The sequence below is a fragment of the Achromobacter sp. genome, assembly GCF_036567245.1.
Lineage (GTDB): Bacteria > Pseudomonadota > Gammaproteobacteria > Burkholderiales > Burkholderiaceae_B > Achromobacter.
Genome location: NZ_DATCUY010000712.1, coordinates 1 through 7,588 on the forward strand (window position 1 = coordinate 1; position 7,588 = coordinate 7,588).

The 7,588-nt window shown below is 65.4% G+C and carries 6 protein-coding genes; 2 read left to right on the forward strand and 4 right to left on the reverse strand.

Annotation, left to right across the window (positions count from 1 at the left end; translation table 11 throughout):
- The 4 genes from VIR09_RS30730 to VIR09_RS30745 all read right to left on the reverse strand — a co-directional run.
- Positions 1-1,272: FAD-dependent monooxygenase (locus tag VIR09_RS30730; RefSeq protein ID WP_332016309.1), on the reverse strand; the 1,272-nt coding region annotated here is incomplete at its 3' end.
- A 121-nt stretch (positions 1,273-1,393) separates the two neighbouring features.
- Complete coding sequence (locus VIR09_RS30735) at positions 1,394-2,092, reverse strand: DUF6776 family protein (protein ID WP_332016310.1); 699 nt, start codon at positions 2,090-2,092, stop codon at positions 1,394-1,396.
- A gap of 147 nt (positions 2,093-2,239) precedes the next feature.
- On the reverse strand, positions 2,240-2,926 hold the full coding sequence (murU, locus tag VIR09_RS30740) for an N-acetylmuramate alpha-1-phosphate uridylyltransferase MurU (RefSeq protein ID WP_332016311.1): 687 nt from the start codon (positions 2,924-2,926) through the stop codon (positions 2,240-2,242).
- A complete protein-coding gene (locus tag VIR09_RS30745; protein WP_332016312.1) occupies positions 2,926-3,966 on the reverse strand; it encodes an aminoglycoside phosphotransferase family protein in 1,041 nt (346 codons plus the stop codon). Before VIR09_RS30745 ends, murU begins: the two co-directional genes overlap by 1 nt.
- Positions 3,967-4,135: 169 nt before the next feature.
- Here VIR09_RS30745 and VIR09_RS30750 point away from each other — a divergent pair, with 169 nt between their 5' ends.
- Positions 4,136-6,532 carry an LPS-assembly protein LptD gene (locus VIR09_RS30750; protein WP_332016313.1) on the forward strand — a complete coding sequence of 799 codons (2,397 nt, stop codon included), beginning with the start codon at positions 4,136-4,138 and terminating at the stop codon, positions 6,530-6,532.
- Positions 6,529-7,588 (forward strand): peptidylprolyl isomerase (locus tag VIR09_RS30755; protein WP_332016314.1); only part of this gene is annotated, 1,060 nt, incomplete at its 3' end. The genes VIR09_RS30750 and VIR09_RS30755, both read left to right, overlap by 4 nt.

The following is a 7,588-nucleotide window of genomic DNA, read 5'->3' on the forward strand; positions in this document are numbered from 1 at the left end:
CAGCGCTTCGGGTGCGGGCTGGCCGGGCGCGGCGGCGGCGCCGGCTTGCGGTGCGCCGTCATCCAGATTCAAGGGCGAGGCATCGTAGGAGATGGGCGCCGACTGCCGCGGATTGATCAATTGGCGCACTCGCTCGTCCGACAGCGCCAGGCGCAGCGCGGCCTCGCGCATCAGGCGAAAGCCGAAATCCGGCGGGGCCATGAATTCGGTGCTCTTGGCGCCGTAGGCCAGGTTCTGGCGGGTGGCATGGACGCGCTCCACGCTGTAGCTGTCCAGCAGGCTGTCGGGGGCCTGGCCTTGCAGCACCCAAGCCAGTTTCCAGGCCAGGTTGCCCGCATCATCCAACCCCGAATTCAGGCCGCGCACGCCGAAGATCGGCACCAGGTGAGCGGCGTCCCCGGCGAACAGCACGCGTCCGTGGCGGTAGCTGTCCAGCGTCAGGCACTTGGCGTTGTAGATGGAGATCCACAGCGGCTTCCACGGCGCGGTCTCGCCGATCATGTCCAGATGGCTCTGCACGCGCGGCAACACGTTCTCCGGCTTGACGGCTTCTTCGGGGTCTTCGTCGTCGCGGATCTGGTAGTCCACCCGCCAGACATTGCCGGGCTGGCGGTGCATGAGCAGGGTGGAACCGGGATTGGACGGAGGATCGAACCAGGCCAGGCGCTCCACGGGGCGGCTGGATTCCTGTTCGATGTCGACGATGACGTAGCGCCCTTCGTACTGCATGCCTTCCAGCTTTAGGCCCATGGCCTCGCGCACGGTGCTGCGACCGCCGTCGCAGGCGATCAGCCAGTCGGCGCGCACGGTGTGGCGGCCGCCTGCTGCCTCCACTTCGGCCGTGACGCCATCTGCGTCCGTGCGCAGGCCGGCAAGCCGCGCCGACCAGCGCAGCGCGGCCAATTCCGGATGGCGCTGCATGGCCTGGTGCGCGTATTCCTCGACGGCGTACTGCTGGATGTTGACCATCGGCGCGTAGCGTTGCAGCGGGTCGTGCGGCATCTCGAAATGCAGGACTTCGCTGTTGCGGTAGTAGCTACGGCCTCCAGTCCAGGGCAACCCCGTGGCCGTCAGGGCGCGATCGGCGCCGACCCAGCCCATGATTTCCTGAGACCGTCGCGAAATGCAGATGGCGCGGCTGCCGCTGCAATAGTCGTCGTCGGCCTCCAGGGTCAGCGTAGCGATGCCGTATTCGGCCAGCAGCGCGGCCAGCGTCAGGCCCACTGGGCCGCCGCCGGCAATCAGGACGGGAACGTGCGCGGGTAGCGGCATGATGTCTCCAGACATTAGTTGTCCACGCAACTATATTCGCAAGAGGTTGCGCACGCAACCATCTTTTTGGGGCAAAAAAAACCCGCCGGATCAGGGCGGGTCTTTGGGATGGCGCGGCGTCTCAGTTGCGCACGTAATAGATGCGCATCGCCTGCTGCTTTTGCGCACCGTCCAGCACACGCAGCACCACGACCTTGGCCGTGAAGCCGTCAGGCAGCTTCAACTGGCCCAGTGCGTAGTCGTAGCGGTCGACGTTCAGGGCGGGGCCTTCCGGCGTGACGGTGGCGGCGCGGCCGTTGGGGTAAGTGCCGTCGACGGAGAAGGTCAGCGTGCCCTTGAACGGCGCGCCTTGGCGTTCTTCGCGCATGACCAGCACCTGGTAATCCAGCAGGCCGGGCGCGCGCTTGAAGGTGGCGGAGCGGATGCCCAGGTTGCCGCCGCGCGGGTCGGCCGGCATGGCGTCCTGGAACAGCACCAGTTCCTTGTTCAGCGTGTCGATCTTGCTGCGGGCGTCAGCAAGGTCGGCGGTCAGTTTTTCGTGGCCGGACTTGTTGGCGTCGCGCTGCTGGGTGGCTTCCTCGAGCTGGCTTTGCAGGCGCTGGCGCTCAAGATTGGCCGTGCTGAGCTCGCTGTGCAGTTGCTCGGACTGTTCCACGGTCAGGCGCTGCGGGCCGTAGTTGGTCTGCAGGAAGAGCACGCCGCCGGCGCCCAGGGCGATGCCCACCAGCAGCAGGACCAGCCAGCGCGGCATGCGGCGCGTGCGTTGGCCGGGCTGGTACACGGAGGGCTTGAACACAGCCCGTTGCGATCTTCCGAACATCCCCATTCCTGAAAAACTTCCTATGTATTTGCTCGCCCGCGCGCTGGGCGCGCAGGTCAAAGCGCTAGAGAATACCCCGTTAGCCGGGGCCTTTGGGCGCGCGGACAAGCCTGGTTGCGCACCTTGATATTGTGAAATATGTGGACATCAGCGGGCCTGTCCGTTGAGTTCGGCATCCAGGTCCGCCAGCCGCTGCGGCGTGCCGACATCCGTCCATTTGCCCTGATGGCGCGCGCCGCGCACCAGGTCGCGGGACATGGCCTGTCGGAGCAAGAGCACCAGGGGCACCGCCGCGCCTCGGGGGACGTCGGCGAACAACGAGGGATGGTAGACGCCGATGCCTGCAAAGGTCAAACGAGGATCGCCCAGGGCATGGACGCTGCCGTCGGCCGCCAGCCGGAAATCGCCGGTCGGGTGCTGCGGGGGGTTGTCCGCCAGCAGCAACCAGGCGCCGCTGTCGGGGAGGGCGCGTGCCAGGTCCTCCGCCGCGGCCGGGTCCCAGTCGCACCACACGTCGCCGTTGATGACCAGGAAAGGCTCGTCGCCCAGCAGGGGCAGCGCCTGGGCGATGCCGCCGGCGGTTTCCAGCGCGGTGGCTTCCGCCGAATAGCGAATGCGCACGCCGTGGGCGGCGCCATCGCCCAGCGCTCGCTCGATCTCGTGGCCGAGCCAGGCATGGTTGATGACGATGTCGCGGATGCCCGCGGCCGCCAGCCGGCGCAGGTGCCAGACGATCAACGGCTGGCCGCCCACGGACAGCAGGGGTTTAGGCAGGCTGTCGGTCAGCGGGCGCATGCGTTCGCCGCGGCCCGCCGCGAGAATCATGGCCCGCATCAGAACGTGTACCCGACGCTGACCTGGCGGTTGTCCAACTGGTCCAGCAGGCGCAGCAGCGGCGTGAAGACGCCGTAGCGCTGGGCCACCTGGCGCACGTAGCCGTTCATGCGCGGAATGTGGGCCAGGTAATGCGCCTTGCCGTCGCGGTGATTGAGACGGGCGAATACGCCCAGGATACGCAGGTTGCGTTGCAGCCCCATCCATTCATAGGCGCGGTGGAAATCCGCGAAATCGGCCTCCACCGGCAGGCCCGCTGCGCGCGCCATTTCCCAGTAGCGAATGGCCCAATCCAGTTGCTGGGGTTCTTCCCAGGTGGTGCGGGCGTCGGTCACCAGCGAGGCCAGATCGTAGGTGATGGGGCCGGCGAGCGCGTCCTGGAAATCGATGATGCCGGGGTTGGGGCCGTATTGCGGCTGGTCGCAGACCATCAGATTGGGGGAATGGTAATCGCGGTGCACCAGCACTTGGGCCTGTCCGCCGTTGCTGGCCGACAGCAGCGCGAAGATCTTGTCCAGCGCGTTCGCGGTCTTGTCGTCCAGCGCGACGCCATGGTGCTTCTGCACATACCACTCGGGAAACAGCTTGAGCTCATCGGCCAGGCGGGCCGTGTCATAGGTGCCCAGGCCGGCGGTGGACGCCTGCTGCAGGCGGACCAGGGCGGCCAGGGCTTCGCGGTACAGCGTCTGTAGCTGGCTGTCCGACAGCCCCGCCTGGATGCGCTGGTAATAAGTCTGCTCGCCCAGGTCGGACAGCAGCAGCAGGCCCTGGTCCAGGTCCTGCGCCAACACGGCAGGTACATTCAGGCCGACGTCCGCCAGCAAGCGGTCCACGTGCAGGAAGGGGCGGCAATCCTCGTGGGCGGGCGGGGCGTCCATGACTATCAGGGTGCGCTCGCCGGCGTCCAGCCTGAAGTAGCGGCGGAAACTGGCGTCGGCGGACGCCGGGCGCAGCGTGTCGATGGCCAGGTTCAGGCTGGCGGGCAGGCTGCCCAGCCAGCCGCGGATCTGCTCCAGGCGGGGGTCGTGATCGTTTTTCAAGGAAGATCCGTGTCAGAAAGGCAATATTGCTGAGAATTGTGTCCCGAGCACATAAGTCTGGGCCTATGGCGCGGCTTCTCTATAATACCGGCTCGTTTCCGTTAGCATTGGCCCTTCGTGGGTGCCGGTGTCGCGTTCCCACCATCGTCAAAAAGGGCTGTTTTCACTCGTGCGCAAGGTTCGATGGTTGATCCTCTCTGCTGTCAGTGTCGCCGCCGGAGCCGTCCAGGCCCAAGGTAGCCAGGGCAGCGCTCCCGCCGCGTCGTCGACCTCGGCGACCCCCGTGCTGCGCACTTCGCCGGGCCTGCGGATCCACCGCCTGCCGGACGACAGCATTCCCGCCTTCATGGAGGCGGACTCCATCGATGGCGATCCTGATTCCGACCTGACCCTGACAGGCAATGCCCAGGTGCGCCGCATCGACAGCGTGATCAAGGGCGATCGCATCAACTACCGCAAGGACACCGGCGAAGTCGACGTCCAGGGCAGCGCGCGCATGATGCGCGACGGCACCCTGGTGATCGGGCCGAACGCCAAGTTCAACGTGGACAAGTCCTCGGGCGAGATTGAGAAACCCAGTTTCTGGATGGGCGCCAACGGCGGTTTCGCCGTCGCCGAGCACGCTGACATATTCAGCCGGTCGCAGATGCGGCTGCAAACGGTGACATACAGCGGCTGCGCCTGCGAAACCCCGTCCTGGTACATCAAGGCCAAGACCGTCGACATCGACTTCGACGAGAACGAAGGCGTGGCGCGCAGCGGCGTGCTGTATTTCAAGGACGTGCCCATCCTGGCGTCGCCCTACATGACCTTCCCGGTCAGGAAGGAGCGCAAGTCGGGTTTCCTGATGCCGACCTATGGCACCACCAGCCAGGGCGGTTTCGATTTTTCGATTCCGTATTACCTGAATCTGGCTCCCAACTATGACCTGACCGTGCAGCCGCGCTACTTCTCCAAGCGCGGCCTGCAGATGGGGGGCGAGTTCCGTTACCTGGGCAGTTCTTATACCGGCGTTCTGGATGGCACCTATCTGCCCAACGACAAGCTGACCGACAGCGACCGTTGGATGTACTGGTGGCGCCATCAGCAGGTGTTGCCCAATGGGTTCTATGCGGATTGGGATATCGCGAAGGCTTCGGACGACAACTACTTCCGCGATATTTCCCAGCTGGGTTTGAACCAGGCTTCCACGACCTATTTGCCGCAGCGTGGGCGCGTGGGCTGGGGGTCGCAGTACTGGAGCGCGTACGCCCAAGTCTATAAGTATCAGACGCTGCAGGATCCTGACGCGCCGTTGTCGCCGCCGTACGACAAGGAGCCCGAACTGTTCCTGCGCGGCGCGCGCTACGACTGGGGCGGTTTTGACGTTGATTGGACCTCGACGGCGGTGCGGTTCAAGAAGCCCTTGCTGGACGGCAAGCGCACCGGTCCGCAAGGGGATCGCCTGCAGTCGTATCCCACGGTTTCCTACCCGATCGTGCGTCCGGGCTGGTTCGTCGTACCCAAGGCAGGCGTGAACTACACCCAGTACCAGACCAACTGGTACAGCGGTGACTGGCTTGGCCTCAATTCAGGCACCGCGAATGCCGGCACCTCTTTCGGCTACCCGCACTCGCAATCGCGCACCGTGCCCATCATGTCGCTGGACTCGGGCTTGATCTTCGAGCGTGATACCTCGCTGTTCGGCAAGGCGTCCACGCAAACCCTCGAGCCCCGGCTGTACTACCTGTACGTGCCATACCGCGATCAGTCCAAACTGCCGGTCTACGACACGTCCTTGGCCGATTTCAGCTTCTCGCAGGCGTTCGAGGAGAATATCTACACAGGCGGTTGGGACCGCATCGCCAACGCGAACCAGCTGACTGCGGCGCTGACCACCCGCTGGCTGGACGCCGATACCGGTTTCGAGCGCCTGTCGCTGGCCGTGGCGCAGCGGCTCTATTTCCAGGATCAGAAGGTCACGCTGCCGTACGAAACTCCGCGCGAGAACGTGCGGTCGGACTTCCTCGTGGGTGCCAGCGCCGCCCTGACCGACACGCTCAGCACGGAAGTCGCCGCCCAATACAACCCCTATGACAACAACTGGTCGCGCGGCTTGGTAAGTGCGCGCTGGTCACCGCAACGCCTGACCACGGTGGCCTTGTCCTACCGTTATCAGCGCGATCCTCAGCCTGGCGTTTCCTATCAGCCGCAGGGCCAGAACCAGGTCAGCATGGCGGTCCAGTGGCCGTTCAGCAAGCGCTGGTACGGTGTCGGACGGGTGGACTATTCCTTGCGTTCCGGGCCGTCCAGCACGATCGCCAATACGACGGATTCTCCCCGCGTGACGCAGGCCATCGCAGGCCTGGAGTACAAGGGCGATTGCTGCTGGGTGGGTCGCGTGGTCTACCAGCGGTACGCCGTTTCGGCTACGGACGCCAACTCCGCAGTGTTCTTCCAGCTTGAGCTGACCGGCCTGGGTTCCCTGGGAACCGATCCGATGAACCTGCTGAACAGAAGTATCCCCGGCTACTCGCGCATTACGCCGCCAGTGCCCACCGGGACCACATTTGAAAGGTATGAATGATGCGTAGGTTGCACTCTTTGCGTCGCCTCTCCGGCAATGCGCTGCTGTTGGCCGTGTGCGCCGGCTTGCCCGTGGCCCATGCGGCCGAGCAGGGCGGCAAGGCAGCGAACAATGGCGCCAAGCCGAATTCCGCCGCGCAGAAGAATGCCGCGCCGGCGCCCGCGCCGCAGCGCGAGCAGTTTGTCGACGGCATTGCCGCCGTGGTGGACAAGGACGTGATTACGTTGCGCGAACTGCGCGACGCGTCCCTGCGTATTTCGGCCGAGTTGAAGTCCCGCGGCATCCAGGTGCCCGATGACCAGACCCTGCAGCATCAGGTGCTGCAACGCCTGATCATGGAACGCGTGCAGCGCCATGAAGCAGACCGCCTGGGCATACGCGTGGACGATGCGCAAGTCGATCAGGCCATCCAGACCATTGCCTTCCGCAACAAGATCACCGTGGCCCAGTTGCGCCAGGAAATCGAAAAATCCGGCACCCACTGGGACAGCTACCGCAAGTCGCTGCGCGACGAGATCCGCACCGATCGACTGCGCCAGCGCGCGGTGGACTCGACGATTGTCATTTCCGATACCGAAGTCGACGCCTTCCTGAAGGATCAGCGCCGCAATCCGGCGTTCGGCGCAGCGCCGCCGCAGGCGGCGCCCCAGCCGCAAGCCCAGTCGCAGGCCCAGCCGCAGCCCGAACCCCAGCAGGCCGCCGCGCCGTCGGGTCCGATGCTTTACGCCCTGGCTCAGATCCTGGTGCGCGTGCCTGAAGGCTCGTCACCCGAGCAACTGGCCGCGCTGCGCAAGAAGGCCGAAGGCCTGTTGGCGCAAGCCAAACGCGGCGACGACTTCGCCAGCCTGGCCGCCGCGGCCTCGGACGGTCCCGAAGCCCTGCAAGGCGGCGTCATGGGCGTGCGCCCGCTGGACGGCTGGCCCGACCTGTTCGTCCAGGCCGTCAGCAATCTGCAGAAAGGGCAGGTTAGCGCCCTCATCCAAAGCGGCAACGGTTTTCACATCATCAAGGTGATGGATCGAGGCTCTGCCCAGCCGGCGCCCGCCCGCACGGCCC